Here is a 20132-nt window from a genome sequence, read left to right on the forward strand (position 1 = left end):
AGAAAATGAGTCGTTACCAGCCACCGTTGACACTGACGGCCAAAATGCTGACGTTGATCGCCGAGATCAGCGAGCAAATTGGTCGGCTTTCAGCTGTGGACGACTCCCGGCAAACGCCACAGCTGCGTCGTGGCAACCGGATTCGTACGATTCAGGCCTCGTTGGCGATCGAGAACAATACCCTGAGTGTGGAGCAGGTCACCGCTGTTCTGGCGGGTGAGCGAGTACTGGGTTTGCCCAGGGAAATCCAGGAAGTTCGCAATGCTTTCGCTGCTTATGAAGCCATGCCGCAATGGCAGCCGAGTACGCGGGCTGATTTGCTGCAAGCTCATTCGCTGTTGATGCATGGCTTGATTGATGATGCCGGACAGTTTCGCCGGGCCGGGGTTGGCATTTATCGCGGTGACCAATTGGTTCATATGGCCCCACCGCCGAGCCGTGTTGCACATTTGATTGACGACCTGCTGGCGTGGCTCGCAGGCTCTGACTGGCATCCGCTGATCATCAGTTGTGTATTTCATTATGAGTTCGAATTCATTCACCCGTTTGCCGATGGCAATGGACGCATGGGCCGTCTCTGGCAAACCGCGATACTCAGTCGCTGGCGACCGGTACTGGCTTATCTGCCGGTCGAAGCGGTGATTCGGGCGCAACAGGATGACTATTACGCGGCGTTGTCGGCGGCTGATCAACTGGCTGAAGCGACACCATTTGTCGAGTTCATGTTGCAGGCGTTGAGCGTAGCGCTCGAAGAGGCGGTCCGAAGTTCGCCTCTGACCGACCAAGTAACCGACCAAGTAACCGACCAAGTAGCGCGATTGTTGCGTGTACTTGATGGCAGCTCTCCACTCAAGGTCAATGAGTTGATGGCAGAGGTGGGGCTGTCCCACAAAGCGACCTTCCGGGCCAACTATCTCAAACCGTCGCTTGCTGCCGGGTGGATTGAAATGACTGATGCCGACTCACCCAATAGCCCTGCTCAGCGGTACCGACTGACCACACACGGTCAGCAGGTTGCCAGGCAGTTCGGCCGATAGGCGCTGCCAAAGGTTCGGGTCGCGTTTGGACGTTTTTTTGCGACAACAAAAATGCCCGCATCAATCGATGTGGGCATTTGTTGGGGTCTCAAAGCCAGATTAAAAGATCGCAGGCTTCACCAGCCGCTGCGTAACCTGGTTATTGATCATCGAAGTACCGCTCATGCCAATCCACCAGCGGCTGCGGTGAATTGAGCTTCTGGCCGTAGATCACCGAGTAGGAGAGCACGTTCTGTACGTATTGGCGGGTTTCGTCGAACGGGATGCTTTCCACCCAGACATCGAAGCTCAGGTGGTTGGCACCGCTTAGCCACTGGCGAACACGGCCGGGGCCGGCGTTGTAGGCGGCGGTGGCGAGGACACGGTTGCCGTTGAACTGGCTGTGGACCTGACTCAGGTAGGCCGCGCCGAGCTGGATATTCTTGTCCGGGTCCAGCACTTGCTGCGGTGAGGCCAGCGGAATGCTGAACTTGCGCGCGGTTTCCTTGGCGGTGCCGGGCATCAACTGCATCAGGCCGCTGGCACCGACGCCGGAGCGGGCGTCGTCCATGAAGGCACTTTCCTGGCGGGTAATGGCGAACACCCAGCTCGAATGCAGGCCGCGGACCTTGGCTTCACGTACCAGGGTATCGCGGTGGGCCATCGGGAAGCGAATGTCCAGGTCATCCCAGTACTGCGCCTGACTGATGGTGCGGATTGCCGGGAAATACCATTTCAGGTCGTAGGCCAGTTTCGCCTGGGCAACCATTTCGTCACGGCTGAAGTGGCGGCTGACGTGATACCACTCGCGGCGCCCGTCGACGATCTGCCCTCGGGCAAGGAACTCCAGCGCCCGACGTATACCCGGTGTATTACGAACCTTATTGATCAGCGCAGGGCTCAACATCAGCGGTTTGTTGATCAGAGAGTAAGGCGATTGCGAACGGTCAGCGGCAAGGAACCCATAGAAGTCACGCTCACGGGCCAGACTCTTGTACAGAGTTTGCGCTTCCGGGTTTTGCGGCTGGGCCAGCTCCAGGCTGCGGGCCTTCCAGTAGCGCCAGCGATTGGTAAGGGCCAGATCCTGTGGCAGGCGGCGGGTCAACTGATAGGCGTCGTCCCAACGTGCCAGGCGCAACAGCAAGCGCAAGCGCCATTCGGATACGGTGTTGTCGCGCAGTTCCGGGTCGTATTTGGTCATCACGTCGAGGGCGCGGCTGTCGAAACGACGAGCCAGGGTCAGGCCGATTTCACGGGCGATGGCGACCTTTTCTTCGCTGGAAAAGTGCATGCTGACGGCATAGCTGTCGAGCAGGGCCATCGCGCGGTCCGGATCCTGGCGCGCGAAGCGGCGCAGACCAAGGCTGACAATGTCAGACATGGCTTCATCGGCCGGGGTGAAGCGCGACGGCTGGTCGAGCATTTCGGGTCTTTGCGCGACATCAACCAATAATCGCCCACGCGATGCCAGGGTGCTCATGTTGTTGATCAAACTGTTGGCCAACGCGTAGTTGCGGGCGTGAGCGGCCAGTTTGAGGCGTTCCCAGCGTTTCTGTTCGGTCAGTTGGCCCTCGGCGGCCCATTGCGCAAACAACGAGTCGCAGGTTTCAGGCTGGGATTTGCCGCTCAGCCAGAGCTTGTCAGCGTTGGCGTAACCTTCGGACTTGAGGTTGTGACCGATCTGGTATTGCGCATTGAGGCAGTCCAGTTCAGTGAAATTGAGCTTGGGGTCGTAGTATTTGACGAAGGTCGACCAGTCGCCCCGCTCAGCCAGCCAGCGCAACCAGCGCAATTTCATCCAGTTGGCTTGCGGCAGGTCGCCGTGCTCGGCGAGGAACCTTTCGATTTCATCGTTGCTCGCGGTTTTCAGGCGCGCCGTCAACTCGTCATAGGCCAGATACGGCTCCAGCGGGTAATCGCTCAGCTCCTGGCTGTAGCGAAAATACGGGCCGGTATCACCTTTGGCCAGGGCGCGCTTGGCTTCGTCGTAATACTGGCGTTGGGTAGACAGGTCCACCGCCTGGGCGGATTGAACGGCAGCGGCAGAAAGAATCAAACAGGATAAAAAACTGAAAAGGCGACTGCGCATGAGACATCCGGGCAGAAAAAACACGACAAGTGCCTGCAAATGCCAGCACTGATTATTTATAGCTTAGCCTTTTGCCAGCAACCGGTGAAAGCTTTGCCGGCTCGTCGGTACAAGTTCGCAACAATAATTGTGCAGAGTGCTTCGACATTGAAAATGCCGGCCTTCTGACGTCGCAAGTCAGGTAGAATGCGCGCCCGGTTTTTGGAGAAGCTCATGACCCTGCTCAAATTCAGCGATGTGTCCCTTGCTTTCGGCGCTATGCCGTTGTTGGACAAGGTGTCCTGGCAGATCGCCCGTGGTGAGCGGGTGTGCATCATCGGCCGCAACGGCACTGGCAAATCCAGCATGATGAAGCTGGTCAAAGGCGATCAGAAGCCCGATGACGGCTCTGTCTGGCGCGCACCTGGCCTCAAGATTGGCGAATTGCCGCAAGAACTGCCGGTGGCCGACGAGCGGACAGTGTTCGACGTGGTTGCCGAAGGTCTGGACGGTGTGGGCGAATTGCTCGCGCAATACCACCACCTGAGTCAGAACTGCGTTACCGAAGCCGATCTGGACAAGTTGATGCACGTCCAGCACGACCTCGAAGCCCGCGATGGCTGGCGTTTGCAGCAATTGGTCGACAGCACGTTGAGTCGTCTGCAATTGCCGGCAGACAAGACCCTCGCCGAATTGTCCGGCGGCTGGCGTCGTCGCGTCCTGCTGGCGCAGGCTCTGGTTTCCGAACCGGATCTGCTGCTGCTCGACGAACCGACCAACCACCTGGACATCGGTGCCATCGCCTGGCTCGAAGAGGCGTTGAAGGATTTCCAGGGCGCCGTGCTGTTCATCACGCACGACCGTTCTTTCCTGCAAAACCTGGCCACCCGCATCCTGGAACTGGATCGCGGCGGCCTGATCGACTGGAACGGCGACTACGCCAGCTTCCTCGTTCACAAGGAAGCCACGCTGGCCGCTGAAGAAACCGCCAACGCGTTGTTCGACAAGAAGCTGGCCCAGGAAGAAGTCTGGATCCGCCAGGGCATCAAGGCGCGTCGCACCCGTAACGAAGGTCGAGTTCGTGCCCTCAAGGCGCTGCGCGTCGAGCGTAGCGAGCGTCGTGAGCGCACGGGCAAGGCCAATATTCAGCTGGATACCGCTGACAAGTCCGGCAAACAGGTGATGGTCCTCGAGAACGTCAGCTTCGCCCACCCGGATGGCCCGTTCCTGATCAAGGATTTCTCCATGGTCCTGCAGCGCGGCGACCGTATCGGTCTGCTGGGTGCCAACGGTACCGGCAAAACCACCTTGCTGAAGTTGATGCTCAGCGGTTTGCAGCCGACCAGCGGTACGGTTGAAGAGGGCACTCGCATCGATGTGGCCTATTTCGACCAGCTGCGCCATCAGCTGGATCTGGAAAAGACCGTGATCGACAACGTCGCCGAAGGTCGCGACTTTATCGATATCGACGGGCAGAGCCGTCACGTACTGAGCTACCTCGGTGACTTCCTGTTCAGCCCGCAGCGTGCCCGCACGCCGGTCAAGGCGTTGTCGGGTGGTGAGCGTGCGCGTCTGTTGCTGGCCAAGTTGTTCAGCAAGCCGGCTAACCTGCTGGTACTCGACGAACCAACCAACGACCTCGACGTGGAAACCCTCGAGCTGCTGGAAGAGGTCTTGCTGACCTTCAACGGCACCGTGTTGATGGTCAGCCACGACCGGGCATTCCTCGACAACGTGGTCACCAGTACCCTGGTCTTCGAAGGTGAAGGCAAGGTTCGTGAATACGTCGGTGGTTATCAGGACTGGCTGCGTCAGGGCGGCTCGCCGCGCCTGTTGGGCGTGACCGAGAGCAAGTCCGGCAAGGCAGACCTGAACTCTGCGGTCGTCAGTGCGGCGCCTGCGCCAGTGGTCGCTCAAGAAGCGCCAGTGGCCAAGAAAAAGCTCAGCTACAAGCTGCAGCGTGAGCTGGAAGCGCTGCCGGGCAATATCGATGCCAAGGAACAGCAGATCGCCGCGGTGCAAGCCGAAATGGCCGATGCTGCTTTCTATCAGCGTCCTGCTGCCGAAACCGCCAAGGTCATCGCGCAACTTGAGCAACTGCAAGCAGAACTCGATGCGCTGGTCGAACGCTGGGCCGAGCTGGATGCCTGATTGATCCGTTGCTGATGTAAAAAAAGCCCGGCCTCACCGATGTGAGTGCCGGGCTTTTCGTAGGAGCTGTCGACAGAGGTGTCAGCTTTTGATCAGGCGCACCGCCAGTACATCGCAAGGCGCACCATGCAGCACGTCATTGGCGGTGGAGCCCAGCAGCAGTGCGAGGCCGTGCCGGCCATGGCTGCCCACGACGATCAGGTCGCACTCCTGTTCCTTGGCCATATGATGGATTTCCTGGCGTGGCTGGCCATAGGTCAGGTGGCTGGATTCTTTGGAAAGTTCAGGATATTTGTTGATCAGGCGCTCGAGGCGCTCCTTGGCCTGGTCGAATTGCTGTTGCTGCAATTGCGACAGGTCCATCGGCACGTCACCACCAAAGGCCATGGCCATCGGTTCGACAATATGAACCAGGGACAATTTGGCACCGTTGCTGACCGATAACTCGCGAGCACGGTGAATCACAGGATCGCACTCTTCGGTTAGATCTACGGCGACCAGAATATGGTGGTAGGGCATGAGGTGCTCCTCCTGAGGATTGCGATAACGGTAAGTATGGCTGGTTTCAAGCGGATTGGTTCCGACAGGGATCAATCTGCCCATCAAGAATCGGGAGTACAGATATGACGGTCTGGATAGTGGTGTCAATCCTCGCAGTGGTGCTGAGCCCGCTGGCATGGCTGCGGCCTTCGCGTAAGCAGGGGGGGCAGATGGCCTTGCGCATGGAGGCTCGGCGTATTGGCCTGGCCATGCAACTGGCACCGCAGGAGTGGCCGCATTGGCTGGAGCCGGCGCCGCCCAGCCCGTGTGCGCAATACCATCGTCCGCGGCGGGGCAATCAGCCGGCGTGCTGGATCTATTGGCAAAGTGCACCGGGTGTGTGGGTCAACCAATGGCGAGAAGTTTGTCAGGATGAGTCGTTGCTGATTCATTTCCGAAAGTTGCCGGCCAACGTCTACAAGGTTGAGGCCGACAAGCAAATGATCACGTTGTATTGGGGGGAGCGGGGCGAGGCCAGTGTTTTGAATGAGATCGATGCAGTGCTGAAGGCATTAGCCTGAAACGCAGCTACACACACACACACACAGGCAATAAAAAGCCCGACATCGTCATCGGGCTGGAGTGGCCAGGCAGGCCGGTAATTCGCTGAATCGTCACGCTGTCCGAGGCGTGGCGTTGATCTTGCGCTTGGCGTTCGCCATAAGCGCTTCTGTTTTTCGTTTAACGTTCCCGGCCAGCGTAGCTTGTATTTCGAGTTGCGCAGCTAATTAGGGCGACGTTTCTAAATATTGATTCTATGAATAGTTGAACATGCATCCGCGTGTTGCAGGTCTTCGTGGTACGGATATGACCGCAAAGTCGAGTTACAACCCGCATTTTGGGCGATTGACAATTGTCGGAAATTCCGTGAAGGTGGCGTACCCAAATCAAACGGGCGTATGAATTGAGCGTTTGTATTACAGACGGCTCCTACAGAATCCCGACTATCGCGTTGGCGGGTGTGCCTGGTGGGATGGCGTTAGCATCGACGGTAACGTCCATGCCGAGCCAGAACGTCAGCGTCCGACGTGTACTGTTCAGCTTCCATATCGTGGAGATCAGTTGATGATTTACGAAGGTAAAGCCATCACGGTTAAGGCTCTTGAGAGTGGCATCGTCGAATTGAAATTCGACCTCAAGGGTGAGTCCGTCAACAAGTTCAACCGTCTAACCCTGAACGAACTACGTTCGGCCGTAGACGCCATCAAGGCAGATGCGTCGGTCAAGGGTGTGATCGTCAGCAGTGGCAAGGACGTATTCATCGTCGGTGCCGACATCACCGAATTCGTCGACAACTTCAAGCTGCCGGATGCAGAGCTGGTTGCTGGCAACCTCGAAGCCAACAAGATTTTCAGCGATTTCGAAGACCTCATTGTTCCAACCGTGGCCGCGATCAACGGCATCGCTTTGGGTGGCGGTCTGGAAATGTGCCTGGCGGCGGACTACCGCGTCATGTCCACCACGGCCAAGATCGGTCTGCCGGAAGTCAAGCTGGGCATCTACCCAGGCTTCGGCGGTACCGTTCGCCTGCCGCGCATCATCGGTGCCGACAACGCCATCGAGTGGATTGCCGCTGGTAAGGAAAACCGTCCGGAAGATGCGCTGAAAGTCGGCGCAGTCGATGCGGTGGTCGCTCCAGAGAAGCTGCAGGAAGCCGCCCTGGAACTGATCAAGCGCGCCATTTCCGGCGAGTTCGATTACAAGGCCAAGCGTCAGCCGAAGCTGGAAAAGCTCAAGCTGAACGCCATCGAGCAAATGATGGCTTTCGAAACCGCCAAAGGTTTCGTGGCCGGTCAGGCTGGCCCGAACTATCCGGCGCCGGTTGAAGCGATCAAGACGATCCAGAAAGCCGCGAACTTCGGTCGCGACAAGGCTCTGGAAGTTGAAGCTGCCGGCTTCGTCAAACTGGCCAAGACCTCTGCTGCGCAGAGCTTGATCGGTCTGTTCCTGAACGATCAGGAACTGAAGAAAAAAGCCAAGGCCTACGACGAAATCGCCAAAGACGTGAAACAGGCTGCCGTACTCGGCGCCGGTATCATGGGGGGCGGTATTGCTTATCAGTCGGCGTCCAAAGGCACGCCTATCCTGATGAAGGACATCAACGAGCACGGTATCGAGCAGGGGCTGGCTGAAGCCGCGAAACTGCTGGTTGGCCGCGTTGATAAAGGCCGCATGACCGCAGCCAAAATGGCCGAAGTGCTCAACGGCATCCGTCCAACCCTGTCCTACGGTGATTTCGGCCACGTCGACCTGGTGGTTGAAGCCGTTGTCGAGAACCCTAAGGTCAAGCAAGCGGTATTGGCCGAAGTCGAAGACAAGGTCAAAGAGGACACCATCCTCGCGTCGAACACCTCGACCATTTCCATCAGCCTGTTGGCCAAGGCCCTCAAGCGTCCGGAAAACTTCGTCGGCATGCACTTCTTCAACCCGGTGCACATGATGCCGCTGGTTGAGGTCATTCGTGGCGAGAAATCCAGCGAACTGGCCGTTGCTACCACCGTTGCCTACGCCAAGAAAATGGGCAAGAACCCGATCGTCGTCAACGACTGCCCGGGTTTCCTGGTCAACCGCGTTCTGTTCCCGTACTTCGGCGGTTTCGCCAAGTTGGTCAGTGCCGGTGTGGACTTTGTCCGCATCGACAAGATCATGGAAAAATTCGGTTGGCCAATGGGGCCGGCGTACCTGATGGACGTGGTCGGTATCGACACCGGTCACCACGGTCGTGACGTGATGGCTGAAGGCTTCCCGGACCGCATGAAAGACGACCGTCGTTCGGCCGTTGACGTGCTCTACGAAGCCAAACGCCTGGGCCAGAAGAACGGCAAGGGCTTCTACACCTACGAGACCGACAAGCGCGGCAAGCAGAAGAAAGTAGCCGATCCGTCGGTACTCGAAGTGCTCAAGCCCATCGTCTTCGAACAGCGTGAAGTGACCGACGAAGACATCATCAACTGGATGATGATCCCGCTGTGCCTGGAAACCGTGCGTTGCCTGGAAGACGGCATCGTCGAAACCGCTGCCGAAGCCGATATGGGTCTGGTCTACGGTATTGGTTTCCCTCCATTCCGTGGCGGTGCACTGCGCTACATCGACGCAATCGGTGTTGCAGAGTTCGTTGCCCTGGCTGACCAGTACGCTGATTTGGGCGCGCTGTACCACCCGACCGAGAAGCTGCGCGAGATGGCCAAAAATGGCCAGAGCTTCTTCGGTTAAGCGCCCACACTAGAGCGAGAGTGAAATTATATGAGCTTGAATCCTAGAGACGTCGTGATTGTCGACTTCGGTCGTACTCCGATGGGCCGCTCCAAGGGCGGCATGCACCGCAACACCCGCGCCGAAGACATGTCGGCACACCTGATCAGCAAGTTGCTGGAACGCAACGTCAAGGTCGACCCGAGCGAAGTCGAAGACGTGATCTGGGGCTGCGTGAACCAGACCCTTGAGCAGGGCTGGAACATCGCCCGCATGGCGTCCTTGATGACTCAGATCCCGCACACGGCTGCCGGCCAGACCGTCAGCCGCCTGTGTGGTTCGTCGATGAGTGCATTGCACACCGCGGCGCAAGCGATCATGACCGGTAATGGTGACGTATTCGTGGTTGGCGGCGTCGAGCATATGGGTCACGTGAGCATGATGCACGGTGTCGATCCGAACCCGCACATGTCGCTGTACGCGGCGAAAGCCTCGGGCATGATGGGCCTGACCGCAGAAATGCTCGGTAAAATGCACGGCATTACCCGTGAGCAGCAGGATGCCTTCGGCGTGCGCTCCCACCAACTCGCCCATAAAGCGACGGTGGAAGGCAAGTTTAAAGACGAAATCATCCCGATGCAGGGTTACGACGAGAACGGTTTCCTGAAGCTGTTCGACTACGACGAAACCATCCGTCCGGAAACTACTCTGGAAAGCCTGGCGGCGTTGAAGCCGGCGTTCAATCCAAAGGGTGGCACCGTGACAGCCGGTACTTCGTCGCAGATCACCGATGGTGCTTCGTGCATGATTGTGATGTCGGCGCAGCGCGCGCAGGACCTGGGCATCCAGCCGATGGCGGTGATCCGTTCGATGGCAGTGGCAGGTGTGGACCCGGCGATCATGGGCTATGGTCCAGTACCGGCGACACAGAAAGCACTGAAGCGTGCAGGTCTGGGTATTGCCGATATCGACTTCTTCGAACTCAACGAAGCTTTCGCTGCGCAGGCCCTGCCAGTGCTGAAAGATTTGAAAGTGCTCGACAAGATGAACGAGAAGGTTAACCTGCACGGCGGCGCGATCGCCCTGGGCCACCCGTTCGGTTGCTCCGGTGCACGTATCTCCGGCACGCTGCTCAATGTAATGAAGCAGAATGGCGGCACCTTCGGTGTATCGACCATGTGCATTGGCCTCGGCCAGGGCATTGCCACCGTCTTCGAACGCGTTTAAGCGATTCGTCGACGGAAGCCGGGGCCAAGTGCCCCGGTTTTTGTTTTTCTGAAGATTTTTTTGTTTTTTATTTCAAGTGATTTGAGTGAGGGCCAGACCATGCCGATACAACCCGGGCTCTACCAGCATTACAAAGGTCCGCAGTACCGCGTATTCAGTGTCGCGCGGCATTCCGAGACCGAAGAAGAAGTGGTCTTCTACCAAGCCCTGTATGGCGATTACGGCTTTTGGGTACGTCCCTTGAGCATGTTCCTGGAGTCGGTCGAAGTTGACGGCGAACAGGTCCCGCGCTTTGCTTTGGTGCAGGCCGAACCAAGCCTTTTTTCAAGGCCATAAGCTGAGAGCGCGCAGAACCCTGCGCTTGACCTCACCTTGTTGCCACTATATATAGCGGTGCCGCGTCAGGCGCCAACCGCCTTTCACTTCTAGAATTCAGGAATTTTCTGATCCATGGGCAAATCGCTGGTCATTGTGGAATCCCCGGCTAAGGCCAAGACCATCAACAAGTATCTGGGTAACCAATACGTGGTGAAGTCGAGTATCGGCCATATCCGAGACCTGCCCACCAGCGGTTCGGCTAGCGCCAGCAAAGAGCCTGCTGCCAAGCGCGGCAAGGCTGCTACTGGTGAAGTGCCGGCGCTGTCGCCTAAAGAAAAGGCGCGCAAGCAGCTGGTCTCGCGCATGGGTGTCGATCCCGATCATGGCTGGAAAGCCAAGTACGAGATCCTCCCGGGCAAGGAAAAGGTCATCGAAGAGCTGCGCCGGCTCGCCAAAGATGCTGACACCATCTATCTCGCAACCGACTTGGATCGCGAGGGGGAAGCCATTGCCTGGCACCTGCGCGAAGCCATCGGTGGTGATGACAGCCGCTACAAGCGCGTGGTGTTCAACGAAATCACCAAGAAGGCGATTCAGGAAGCCTTCTCCCAGCCGGGCGAGCTGGACATCGATCGGGTCAACGCTCAGCAGGCGCGTCGCTTCCTCGACCGCGTGGTGGGTTACATGGTTTCGCCGCTGCTGTGGGCCAAGATCGCTCGCGGTCTGTCTGCCGGCCGTGTGCAATCGGTAGCCGTGAAGCTGGTAGTGGAACGTGAGCGCGAAATTCGCGCGTTCAACCCGGAAGAGTACTGGGAAGTTCACGCTGACCTCGGCACTGCCAAGGGCGCCAATGTGCGTTTTGAAGTGGCCCGTGAAAACGGCGAAGCCTTCAAACCGCTCAACGAAGCCCAGGCCATGGCTGCGCTGGAGAAGCTCAAGGCTTCCAGCTACACCATCGCCAAGCGCGAAGACAAACCGACCAGCAGCAAGCCGTCGGCACCGTTCATCACGTCCACACTGCAACAGGCTGCCAGTAACCGCTTGGGCTTCGGCGTGAAGAAAACCATGATGATGGCCCAGCGTCTGTACGAGGCTGGCTACATCACTTACATGCGTACCGACTCGACCAACCTCTCGGTTGATGCTGTGGCGATGGCGCGTACTTATATCGAAGGTGAGTTCGGCGGCAAGTACCTGCCGGAAACGCCGAACGTCTACAGCAGCAAGGAAGGCGCGCAAGAGGCTCACGAAGCGATTCGTCCTTCTGACGTGAACACCGATCCAAGCAAGCTGTCGGGTATGGAGCGTGACGCTGAGCGTCTCTACGAGCTGATCTGGCGCCAATTCGTCGCGTGCCAGATGCTGCCGGCGAAATACTTGTCGACCACCGTCAGCGTCGCCGCTAGCGGCTTCGAACTGCGCGCCAAGGGCCGCATCCTGAAGTTCGACGGTTACACCCGTGTCATGCCGCAAATGGCCAAGCCAGGCGACGACGATGTGTTGCCGGACATGGCGCAAGGCGATGTGCTGAAGTTGATCAAGCTTGATCCGAGCCAGCACTTCACCAAGCCGCCGGCGCGTTACTCGGAAGCGAGCCTGGTCAAGGAAATGGAAAAGCGCGGTATCGGTCGTCCTTCGACCTACGCGGCGATCATTTCGACCATCCAGGACCGTGGTTACGTCGCACTGCACAACCGTCGTTTCTACTCGGAAAAGATGGGTGACATCGTCACCGAGCGTCTGTCCGAAAGCTTCTCGAACCTGATGGACTACGGCTTCACCGCCGGCATGGAAGAGAACCTCGATGACGTCGCCCAGGGCGAACGTGACTGGAAAAACGTGCTGGACGAGTTCTACGGCGACTTCAAGAAGAAGCTCGAAGTAGCCGAGAGCGCGGAAAACGGCATGCGTGCCAACCAGCCGGTCATGACCGACATCCCGTGCCTCACGTGTGGTCGTCCGATGCAGATTCGTACCGCATCGACCGGCGTGTTCCTGGGTTGCTCGGGCTACAGCCTGCCGCCAAAAGAGCGCTGCAAAGCCACCGTCAACCTCGTGCCGGGCGACGAAATCGCTGCGGACGACGAGGGTGAGTCGGAGTCTTTGGTGCTGCGTGGCAAGCATCGCTGCCCGATCTGCAGCACCGCGATGGACGCTTACCTGCTGGATGAGAAACGCAAGCTGCACATCTGCGGTAACAACCCGGATTGCGCAGGCTACGAGATCGAAGAAGGCAGCTATCGCATCAAGGGCTACGAAGGTCCGAGCCTGGAGTGCGATAAGTGCGGCAGCGAAATGCAGTTGAAGACGGGCCGTTTCGGCAAGTTCTTCGGTTGCACCAACGCGACCTGCAAGAACACCCGCAAACTGCTGAAGAGCGGTGACGCGGCACCGCCGAAGATGGATCCGGTGAAGATGCCCGAGCTCAAGTGCGAGAAGGTCAACGACACCTACATTCTGCGTGACGGTGCTTCCGGCCTGTTCCTGGCGGCGAGCCAGTTCCCGAAAAACCGCGAGACCCGTGCTCCGCTGGTGATCGAGATCGTGCCGCACAAGGATGAGATCGATCCGAAGTATCACTTCCTCTGCGCAGCGCCGAAGAAAGATCCGGATGGTCTCCCGGCGGTAATCCGTTACAGCCGCAAGACCAAGGAGCAGTACGTGCAGACCGAGGTCGAAGGCAAGCCTACCGGTTGGAAGGCATTCTACGACGGTGGCAAGTGGGTGGTTGAAGACAAGCGCGTAGCCAAATAATCGGGTAATGCGATGCAAAAGGCCGCATGCGAACCTTCGGGTTTTCAGGCGGCCTTTTGTTTTGTGCTTGCGGTCAGCTTGTCTGATCCATGACACTGTCAGACCTGCATCACGCGTCTTATTTCGTTGTGGAGACTGCCGTCATGGCCTTTGAGCTCTATACCCGTACCAATCAGAAAATTTACTTCGCCGGTCTGTCGCTTGAGGCGCTCGCCCGAGCGGAAGAGGGGCGGGCGATGAACTCCCTGGCGCTGATTCAGGCCGGGCGTGAGTCAGCATTGTTTCACTTGTACGGCGCGCTGCTGGGTTTGTGTCATGAGATTGCCGGTTTCTACCGTTTGCCTCAGGCCAATGCACCGCGAGCAGAATTGTTGCTGACTCGTGAAGTACTCGAGACCATCGCTATTCCGGAAATGGCGGAGATGGTCGAGTTGGCGAATAACCCTGAAACTTGGCTGGCAAAGCTTTTGGCTGCCCATGCAGCGCTGTTTCAACCGCCACGCGTGCCGCACAAGCCCAAGGGTGACGTGACCCAACCGCTGATCATGGCGGTTAACCTCGATGAAGAAGAGGCGCCTCAAGAGTTGAGTCGGGAAGAGCTGGAAAGCTGGCGTCAGAACCTCAAGGATTTGGCGATTCGGTTTCGCGAAGGGTTGAATGAGTGCTAGGTACATAACCGGACCGGACGGTGCCGTTGGTTTTTTCAGGGATGAAGCATGTCTTCCGTATTGCATAACAAAAAGCTGCGACAGCTCTTCGAGCAATCGAGTGCGCGTGTCGACGCCGCCACCAGTACCTCGGATCTGCTTGATGTTATCAGGCAGATCGAAGCATTCGGTGGGCCATTAGAGTTTAATAACGCCACTCCGAAGTTGTTTCGCTACATTGGCTTGGTCCTGATCGCCGCCACCGTGTTTTTTCTACCTTTGCTATTGTTCGGGCTTGGTTTTTTGTTTGGCAGCTGGTTGGTGATGGATAACCGATCGGGTTTGGTTGACGTGCTTTCCAAGAAAATCGCTCATAAATCTTCCTTGTTCACCTATGACCTGAAAGAGCAGTTCAACCCTGATGCGAGTGTTCTAGAGAATCTGCTTGGGGAGTTCAAGGAGTTTCATCGAGGCTCCTTCAGTCGACAAATTCTGAAAACGATTCATGGCACGCACTTTGGTGCGACTCATGAACTGTCCTTCACTTACCAGCACGTTCAGTATGTAGATCGCGAAAGTTACGAAACCAGGGTGTCAGATGGCGCCGGCGGCACAAAGGTTGAAACCAAAATAATTGATAGCAAGTTTGCACGGCATAGCCTGGTGTTGGACTTTCCGTGGGTGGAAAACGTGCGTGTGCGCGGCGACAGGTTCCGGGCGCTGGACCTTGAGGAGGCTCTGGATACAACATCCAGTGAATTCAATAATGCGTTTCGTCTGACGGGTAAAACGCAGATGGCTTGTGCCATCTTTGCCAGGCCGGCCACGGTACTGCACTTGCTGCAGCTCACCGAGCAGTTGGGCGATATCAACCTGGAGTTCTCGGGGCAAGGGCGATTGTGTCTGAGTTTCGGCAACGCTGGGGTACTTGAGGCGAAAGCATCGGACACCCTCAGCAATTTACAGGCTTTTAATCGGCTTATCGAGACAGGCATTCGATTGCCTCGTCTGGAGTTGCTGCTGTCGTGGATTCATCGCTTGGCCGAATTGCATGACGACAATTTCGCGCCTTCCACGAAAACCGTAAAAAACATGGAGTATTAGACGATGGGGTTGTTGTTGATTTTTGCGGTCTTGATCGGGATTACCTTCTGGATCTGTTACAACCGAATTATTGGTCGGCATAACCGTGCGCAGCGCGCTTGGGCCGATGTTCTGGTTTATGAGCGGCAGAAAACCAGGGTGCTGGATCAGCTTGAGCTGCAGGTCGCGGGTTTCAAGACCTACGAAGGGGCTCTGCTGGAAAAGATCACGGGGCTGCGTTCGGCCATCGGCAAGTTGCCGCAAGAAGCCAATGGAGACGCTCTACAGTCGGTGCAAAAAGGAACACGGGAATTGCTGGCTGGATTGAGCGTGGCATTTGAGGCGTATCCAGAGCTCAAAGCCAATGAGTTGGTGGGTAACTTTATGCGGGAGATCACTGAACAGCAAGAAAACGTCGGAGCGGCCATTACGCTCTTTAATGGTGCGGTAGAGATTTTCAATAATTCGATTCAAATGTTCCCTAGCTCTCTTGTTAATGGCTGCCTCAACAAAAAAAACGCGATCATTCCATTTTCTGATGCCGAGGCTAGCGCAGTCTTTGAGTACAAACCGAATTTTTGAGAGGGGCGTGCCCGCGGGCTCATCTCCCGCAAGGGTAGCCATTGTGCTCAAGTGGCAACCGCGGGGAGGAGGTTTGTCGTAAAGGTTGGGTGATGACCGTTCCTCAAGATCCCGAGCGAAGCCGCGCTGATGGCTATATAATCCCCGCCTTTCGTGGAGAACAGACTTTTATGCCAACGTCCTTTCTAGAAATTGTCGAACTGCCAGACGGCCGTATTGAGCTGCGCAGAGCTGAGGACGAGGGTTCTCTGGTGACTTTGAACTTCTCTGAAGACGCCAAAGCGTTCCTGCAGGGCCAGCACGTTGAAGTCGCCAAGGCGATGTTGAGCGTGGGTGTGCAGATGGCTGGACGCTTGGTTGAAGGCGAATTCGACAAAGAAGAAGGGCCGCGGATTCTTCATTGATTCCGTTCGTCGGCTTTTCGTAGGGCATCATTTCACGTCGATGTTACAGATTGGCTTCTCTGTCCTGGAGAAGCCCTGCGCCTTTCAAGTGCACAGTGAGTGTCACTTAGCCCAGCCGAATATTCAGACTTTGAGCATCCCCGGTACGGGCGGCGCTGATCAGCTGTTGGCGCGCGCTGGAACTCAACGGGTTCAGCCAGCTTACAACGGTGTGACTGCGGCCCAGGCGCAAGGCTTCGCACGCCAGTTGCTGGGCGCTTTGTGTTCCCCGAGGTTGTAGCAACAGAATGCGTTCGCGGTTCAGGCCGGCATCTCGCAGCCAGGCTTGAGTCAGGCTGGCGGGTGGCGCGATCAGTGTCAGCCAGCGAGCGTCCTTGTCCTGGCTCAACTCTCTGAGGATGGGGGCCAGAAGGTTCAGGCAGCTCCCAGCCGCACCACGCAATGACAGCTCACTGAACACTTCGGGTTCGGCGCTCCAGGGTGACTCGACCACGTCTTTGAGAGTCGGCGCCAACGGCTGCGCCATGAACGCTTCGAACAGCGGAAGTTGGGTGTGCTGTGGTGTGTGAGGGAACTGCATAACGCCTCCTTTAGCGGCGAATGACGCCGACACTCAAGCCTTCGATCACCAGGTCCTGATCTTTCAGGTTCACTTCGATCGGGGCAAACTCGGGGTTTTCGGCAATCAGCCAGACTTTGCTGCCGTCGCGCTTGAAGCGCTTGACGGTCACTTCATCGCCGATCCGTGCAACCACGATCTGGCCGTTACGGGCTTCGCGCGTGGTGTGCACGGCAAGCAGGTCGCCGTCGAAAATCCCCACGTCCTTCATGCTCATGCCGTGAACGCGCAACAAATAGTCGGCGCGTGGATGGAAGAAAGAAGGATTGATGTTGCAGGATTCCTCGATGTGCTGTTGAGCGAGAATCGGAGCGCCGGCAGCAACCCGGCCAATGATCGGCAAGGTGGACTCGTCGGCCTTGGCTTCGAAGCCCGGGATGCGAATGCCGCGTGAGGCGCCGGGCGTCATTTCGATTGCACCCTTGCGCGCCAGTGCCTTGAGGTGTTCTTCAGCGGCATTGGGTGACTTGAAGCCAAGCTCCAGGGCGATTTCTGCGCGGGTCGGCGGATAGCCGTTGTCTTCGAGGCAGCGTTTGATAAAAGCCAGAATCTCAGCTTGGCGTGGCGTCAGTTTTATCATGTCGATCGCTCTGTCTTTTTATACAGTGACTGGGATTATATACAGTGAAGTGGTCTTGGCAATCCTCCTTTTTTATCCGACCGCTGGACGGTCGGTTTACAGATCGTCAGCTTGCTGCTTGTAGGACTGGCTACAGCTCCCGACTTGTATGGTTAAATAGCTGACCGACCGTTCGCAAAACGAACAGGCAGGCTTGACAAGGCCCAGGCTGAAACGTATGTTTCAAACAAGTGTTTGTCAGGCGGAGTAGCCATGGCCCAGTCGGAAACCGTTGAACGCATTCTCGATGCTGCCGAGCAGTTGTTCGCGGAAAAAGGTTTTGCCGAAACTTCATTGCGGCTGATCACCAGCAAGGCTGGGGTCAATCTGGCGGCGGTGAATTATCATTTCGGCTCAAAGAAGGCCTTGATTCAGGCAGTCTTCTCGCGTTTTCTCGGGCCTTTCTGCATCAGCCTCGATCGTGAGCTGGAGCGCCGTCAGGCCAAGCTGGACAGCAAGCCAAGCCTCGAAGAGCTGCTGGAAATCCTCGTCGAGCAAGCCCTCGTGGTGCAGCCACGCAGCGGCAACGATTTGTCTATCTTCATGCGCCTGTTGGGGCTGGCATTCAGCCAGAGCCAAGGGCACTTGCGGCGTTACCTGGAAGACATGTACGGCAAGGTATTCCGTCGTTACATGCTGCTGGTCAATGAAGCCGCACCGCGTATTCCGCCTATCGAACTGTTCTGGCGCGTGCACTTCATGCTCGGCGCAGCGGCGTTCAGCATGTCGGGGATCAAGGCCTTGCGCGCTATTGCCGAGACCGATTTCGGGGTGAACACCTCGATCGAGCAGGTGATGCGTCTGATGGTGCCGTTCCTGGCTGCTGGCATGCGCGCTGAAACCGGCGTCACCGACGATGCCATGGCGTCGGCCCAGTTGCGTCCTCGCAGCAAATCGGCACCCGTGGCCGCCAAGGTTTAACCGCTCACGGGTGGGCGCGGCAGCTTACATCCGCTAAGCTAGCCGCCCATGCTGACTCTCGTTTCAGACCCGCTCCATTTATCCTTTGCCGACCACGTTCCGCCGGGCATCGCCCTTGGCGGCGAAGTCGTGTGTCTGCGTCGGGCCGGGCTCTTCAAAGATGCGCCGCGCGCGCTTTTCGTTATCAAGGAATTTCTATGACTGCTGGTCTGCAAGGCTCGTTGATGGTGGACGTCGCCGGTACCTGGCTGACGGCCGAAGATCGCCAACTGTTGCGTCAGCCCGAAGTGGGTGGCCTGATCATTTTTGCGCGCAATATCGAGCATCCGCGCCAGGTTCGTGAGTTGAGTGCTTCGATCCGTGCGGTGCGTCCCGACCTGCTGTTGGCCGTGGATCAGGAGGGCGGCCGGGTGCAGCGCCTGCGTCAGGGCTTCGTACGTCTGCCGGCCATGCGGGCGATTGCTGACAACCCGAATGCCGAATACCTGGCCGAGCAGTGCGGCTGGATCATGGCGACTGAAGTGCTGGCCGTGGGGCTCGACTTGAGCTTTGCCCCGGTGCTGGACCTCGACTACCAGCGCAGTGCCGTGGTCGGTACCCGTTCGTTCGAAGGTGACCCGGAACGTGCGGCTGTGCTGGCAGGCGCGTTCATTCGCGGCATGAACAGCGCTGGCATGGCGGCGACTGGCAAGCACTTCCCTGGCCATGGCTGGGCGGAGGCAGACTCGCACGTCGCGATTCCGAATGACGAGCGCAGTCTTGAGGATATCCGCGCCAAGGACCTCGTACCGTTCGCACGCTTGAGCAAGCAGCTGGCGGCGGTGATGCCCGCTCACGTGATCTACCCGCAGGTTGACTCGCAGCCCGCCGGCTTTTCGCGCCGCTGGTTGCAGGACATCCTGCGTGGCGAGTTGAAGTTTGACGGGGTGATCTTCAGCGACGATCTGTCGATGGCGGGTGCCCATGTGGTCGGCGACGCTGCCAGCCGGATCGAAGCGGCATTGTCGGCCGGTTGCGACATGGGGCTGGTCTGCAATGATCGTGCGGCCGCCGAACTGGCCCTGAGTGCGGCTCAGCGCTTGAAGGTCAAGCCGTCTGCACGCATCGCGCGGATGCGCGGCCAGTCGTTCGCCAGCACCGATTACCGGCAGGACCCGCGCTGGCTCACCGCCCTTGGCGCGCTCAAAGATGCCCAACTGATTGATTAAGGACTTTTTGCAATGACGGTTTACGCGATTATCGGTGGCACCGGCCTGACCCAACTTGAAGGCTTGAGCATTCGTCAGTCATTGGCTCTGGACACGCCGTATGGCGCGCCGTCGGCCGAGATCCAGGTTGGTGAATACGCCGGGCGTGAAGTGCTGTTTCTCGCCCGTCACGGCCATCCGCACCGTTTTCCGCCGCATCAGGTGAATTACCGGGCCAACCTGTGGGCATTGAAACAGGCGGGTGCGCAGGCGATTCTGGCGGTCAACGCGGTCGGCGGGATTCATGCGGCCATGGGTACCGGACATTTCTGCGTGCCTCATCAATTGATCGATTACACCAGCGGCCGCCAGCACACCTACTTTGCCGATGACCTGGAGCAGGTCACTCACATCGATTTCAGCTATCCCTACAGCGAACCATTGCGCGAGCAGTTGATTGCCGCGTTGGCGGCTGAAGGCTGTGCCTACAGCAGCCACGGCGTGTATGCCTGCACGCAGGGGCCGCGCCTGGAAACCGTTGCCGAGATCGCTCGTCTGGAGCGTGATGGCTGCGATATCGTCGGCATGACCGGTATGCCGGAAGCGGCGTTGGCTCGCGAACTGGAGCTGGATTACGCGTGTCTGGCGCTGGTGGTGAACCCGGCGGCGGGCAAGTCGACGGCAGTGATTACCATGGCCGAAATCGAACAGGCGCTGCATGACGGGATGGGTAAAGTGAAGTCGACGTTGGCGCGGGTGTTGAAGGGCTAGGCATTCAGTCAGACCGCGATGACGATCTCGCAG

Annotated in this window: 19 protein-coding genes; 15 read left to right on the forward strand and 4 right to left on the reverse strand. The window is 57.8% G+C overall.

What is annotated here, in order from left to right:
• Positions 1-5: 5 nt before the first annotated feature.
• Entirely contained in the window at positions 6-1037 is a 1032-nt protein-coding gene (locus FPT12_RS21225) for a Fic family protein (protein WP_145019606.1), read from the forward strand.
• 139 nt (positions 1038-1176) lie between these two features.
• Here FPT12_RS21225 and FPT12_RS21230 read toward each other — a convergent pair whose 3' ends face one another.
• Complete coding sequence (locus FPT12_RS21230; protein ID WP_145019609.1) at positions 1177-3105, reverse strand: transglycosylase SLT domain-containing protein; 1929 nt, start codon at positions 3103-3105, stop codon at positions 1177-1179.
• Between the two features lie 213 nt (positions 3106-3318).
• On the opposite strand from FPT12_RS21230, the gene FPT12_RS21235 reads away from it, so the two are divergent.
• Positions 3319-5235 (forward strand): ATP-binding cassette domain-containing protein, encoded by a 1917-nt coding sequence (locus tag FPT12_RS21235; protein ID WP_145019613.1) that lies wholly within the window; start codon positions 3319-3321, stop codon positions 5233-5235.
• Positions 5236-5316: 81 nt separating this feature from the next.
• Here FPT12_RS21235 and FPT12_RS21240 read toward each other — a convergent pair whose 3' ends face one another.
• Positions 5317-5754: a universal stress protein gene (locus tag FPT12_RS21240; protein ID WP_145019616.1), complete on the reverse strand. Its 438-nt coding sequence runs from the start codon at positions 5752-5754 to the stop codon at positions 5317-5319.
• A 104-nt stretch (positions 5755-5858) separates the two neighbouring features.
• Here FPT12_RS21240 and FPT12_RS21245 point away from each other — a divergent pair, with 104 nt between their 5' ends.
• The 9 genes from FPT12_RS21245 to FPT12_RS21290 all read left to right on the forward strand — a co-directional run bounded on the left by FPT12_RS21245 (position 5859) and on the right by FPT12_RS21290 (position 15982).
• Positions 5859-6296: a hypothetical protein gene (locus tag FPT12_RS21245; protein WP_103315336.1), complete on the forward strand. Its 438-nt coding sequence runs from the start codon at positions 5859-5861 to the stop codon at positions 6294-6296.
• A gap of 544 nt (positions 6297-6840) precedes the next feature.
• Complete coding sequence (fadB, locus tag FPT12_RS21255) at positions 6841-8988, forward strand: fatty acid oxidation complex subunit alpha FadB (protein ID WP_145019619.1); 2148 nt, start codon at positions 6841-6843, stop codon at positions 8986-8988.
• A gap of 30 nt (positions 8989-9018) precedes the next feature.
• Positions 9019-10194 (forward strand): acetyl-CoA C-acyltransferase FadA, encoded by a 1176-nt coding sequence (fadA, locus tag FPT12_RS21260; RefSeq protein ID WP_019692749.1) that lies wholly within the window; start codon positions 9019-9021, stop codon positions 10192-10194.
• Between the two features lie 99 nt (positions 10195-10293).
• Positions 10294-10530 carry a DUF1653 domain-containing protein gene (locus FPT12_RS21265; RefSeq protein ID WP_019692748.1) on the forward strand — a complete coding sequence of 79 codons (237 nt, stop codon included), beginning with the start codon at positions 10294-10296 and terminating at the stop codon, positions 10528-10530.
• Between the two features lie 114 nt (positions 10531-10644).
• Positions 10645-13266: a type I DNA topoisomerase gene (gene topA / locus FPT12_RS21270; RefSeq protein WP_145019622.1), complete on the forward strand. Its 2622-nt coding sequence runs from the start codon at positions 10645-10647 to the stop codon at positions 13264-13266.
• 143 nt (positions 13267-13409) lie between these two features.
• On the forward strand, positions 13410-13934 hold the full coding sequence (locus FPT12_RS21275; RefSeq protein WP_054593191.1) for a DUF6586 family protein: 525 nt from the start codon (positions 13410-13412) through the stop codon (positions 13932-13934).
• Between the two features lie 48 nt (positions 13935-13982).
• Positions 13983-15017 (forward strand): hypothetical protein, encoded by a 1035-nt coding sequence (locus FPT12_RS21280; protein WP_054593190.1) that lies wholly within the window; start codon positions 13983-13985, stop codon positions 15015-15017.
• Between the two features lie 3 nt (positions 15018-15020).
• Positions 15021-15578 carry a LemA family protein gene (locus tag FPT12_RS21285; RefSeq protein WP_145019625.1) on the forward strand — a complete coding sequence of 186 codons (558 nt, stop codon included), beginning with the start codon at positions 15021-15023 and terminating at the stop codon, positions 15576-15578.
• 170 nt (positions 15579-15748) lie between these two features.
• A complete protein-coding gene (locus tag FPT12_RS21290; RefSeq protein ID WP_019692745.1) occupies positions 15749-15982 on the forward strand; it encodes a hypothetical protein in 234 nt (77 codons plus the stop codon).
• A 106-nt stretch (positions 15983-16088) separates the two neighbouring features.
• Here FPT12_RS21290 and sulA read toward each other — a convergent pair whose 3' ends face one another.
• On the reverse strand, positions 16089-16562 hold the full coding sequence (gene sulA, locus FPT12_RS21295; protein ID WP_103315334.1) for an SOS-induced cell division inhibitor SulA: 474 nt from the start codon (positions 16560-16562) through the stop codon (positions 16089-16091).
• A gap of 10 nt (positions 16563-16572) precedes the next feature.
• Positions 16573-17181, reverse strand: a complete 609-nt coding sequence (lexA, locus tag FPT12_RS21300) for a transcriptional repressor LexA (RefSeq protein WP_054593187.1) — start codon at positions 17179-17181, stop codon at positions 16573-16575.
• 252 nt (positions 17182-17433) lie between these two features.
• Here lexA and FPT12_RS21305 point away from each other — a divergent pair, with 252 nt between their 5' ends.
• Genes FPT12_RS21305 through FPT12_RS21315 form a run of 4 tightly spaced genes read left to right on the forward strand, consistent with a single transcriptional unit; the run spans position 17434 to position 20099 of the window.
• Positions 17434-18141 carry a TetR/AcrR family transcriptional regulator gene (locus tag FPT12_RS21305; protein ID WP_145019628.1) on the forward strand — a complete coding sequence of 236 codons (708 nt, stop codon included), beginning with the start codon at positions 17434-17436 and terminating at the stop codon, positions 18139-18141.
• A 48-nt stretch (positions 18142-18189) separates the two neighbouring features.
• Positions 18190-18342 carry a hypothetical protein gene (locus FPT12_RS27700; protein WP_178098841.1) on the forward strand — a complete coding sequence of 51 codons (153 nt, stop codon included), beginning with the start codon at positions 18190-18192 and terminating at the stop codon, positions 18340-18342.
• On the forward strand, positions 18339-19349 hold the full coding sequence (nagZ, locus tag FPT12_RS21310; protein ID WP_145019631.1) for a beta-N-acetylhexosaminidase: 1011 nt from the start codon (positions 18339-18341) through the stop codon (positions 19347-19349). Before FPT12_RS27700 ends, nagZ begins: the two co-directional genes overlap by 4 nt.
• A gap of 12 nt (positions 19350-19361) precedes the next feature.
• The gene (locus FPT12_RS21315) at positions 19362-20099 is read left to right on the forward strand and encodes an S-methyl-5'-thioinosine phosphorylase (protein WP_103315332.1); all 738 of its coding nucleotides are present in this window, start codon (positions 19362-19364) and stop codon (positions 20097-20099) included.
• The last annotated feature ends 33 nt before the right edge of the window (positions 20100-20132 follow it).

This window comes from Pseudomonas sp. H3(2019) (genome assembly GCF_007713465.1).
Lineage (GTDB): Bacteria > Pseudomonadota > Gammaproteobacteria > Pseudomonadales > Pseudomonadaceae > Aquipseudomonas.